Source organism: Photobacterium sanguinicancri (assembly GCF_002265265.1).
GTDB lineage: Bacteria > Pseudomonadota > Gammaproteobacteria > Enterobacterales > Vibrionaceae > Photobacterium > Photobacterium sanguinicancri.
This window is the reverse complement of record NZ_NOIF01000366.1, coordinates 1-1,326: the sequence shown is the minus strand read 5'-3', so window position 1 is coordinate 1,326 and position 1,326 is coordinate 1. Positions and strand designations below refer to the sequence as shown.

Genomic DNA, 1,326 nt, shown 5'->3' with positions numbered 1-1,326 from the left:
GGTCTAACTCCCAATGAGTCAGAACGATTATATTGGGAAAGCTCTAAAACCGTGACCAATTTTAGTTGACCACTACATGTATTGCCACGAGCGTTGCAGCACTTCTCTGTTGATATTTTTAATCGGTCAAGAAGGCACAATGTCTTAATCTGTACTTCAACAATAATAGAAGGAGTAAACACCCGAGCTAAGAATGTTGTTATATACGAAAACTATAATGGGCTTGAGAGCATAGATAAATTTACGCATAACAACATCAAAGGCAGAGCTGGGAGGATGTATAAGCATTTTGTAGGTAGAGTTTATTGTCTGCAATCTCAACCAGATGATGACGCCTCTGACGAGTTGGTTATTCCAATCGGAGATGAGGACAGTGAATGTCCGTTGAACTTATTGGGTTCAATAGATCGTGAGCACTTATCTTCTGGAGGTTTAGAAGCATGGGAACGTTTCAGTCAAGAAACCGATATTCCTACAGAGATAATCCGCAACAATTCTTCATTTGAGGTAGAGAAGATAGAGTGCTTGTTAAGGGCTTTAGAGATTGTTCAGCTCTATGATTTTGAACTGTATAAGCAGTTGAATTTTTTTAAGCTACCAACCACAGATGCTCTGTACTTTATTATGGAACAGTTTATTGAAGCTAGGAAAAAAGTACTGACAAGGAACGGCTTTTCCGTAACGCCAAAAGACGGAAAAGATCCTGTAACAAGCATTTGTGGGAAGTTTCGAGCATTTTTAGCGGCTGACTCCGTTGAGCATTACCTCAAGCAACAGATGGAATGGAAACACAAACAACTCCTAGAAGATGATTGCCCTCAAAATGAGTTTGATGAGCAAATGTCAGGTGTAATTGATGATGAGCTCAAAATAATCTCAAATGTCTATGGGTTTAGCTTCCCGAACTTTTTGTCATTATTTGCGGATATTTTGTATTTCTTAAATAAGAAAGAAAGTACAGGCTTAACCTTTGATTACAGTCACATAATCAGTGACATGGAAAATCAGAAACTTACTGCGGGCTATGCAGCTATTCATGAAATGGGTGTACCCCATCAAACACTCAAGCTTCTTCGGGAAAAGTTGATAGATGTAGATGAGGCATCGGTGGATGATATTAGTCTTGCAATTAAAACAGCTCAGCCCTTAATCGAGTCTTTCAGCCGAGTAGATAGATACTTCATTAAAGCAGCAAAGTTGTAGTAAAGGCAGAGTTACAAGTTTAGTTTAGAGAGGACTTGGGCGTTCGCTTTATTAAGCAAATAACCCCCTAAAAGTAAGGCGAACCAAATGGTTCGCCTTTTATTGATGAGTTTAGTTAATAGT

1 protein-coding gene is annotated in these 1,326 nt (G+C 38.8%); it reads left to right on the top strand.

Annotation, left to right across the window (positions count from 1 at the left end):
• Positions 1-276: 276 nt before the first annotated feature.
• Positions 277-1,203 (top strand): hypothetical protein, encoded by a 927-nt coding sequence (locus tag ASV53_RS24055; protein WP_094958997.1) that lies wholly within the window; start codon positions 277-279, stop codon positions 1,201-1,203.
• Positions 1,204-1,326: the final 123 nt, after the last annotated feature.

What these genes read in the sequence shown, in the direction of transcription:
- ASV53_RS24055 (WP_094958997.1), top strand. Translation starts at nt 277, where the DNA reads ATGTATAAGCATTTTGTAGGTAGAGTTTATTGTCTGCAATCTCAACCA.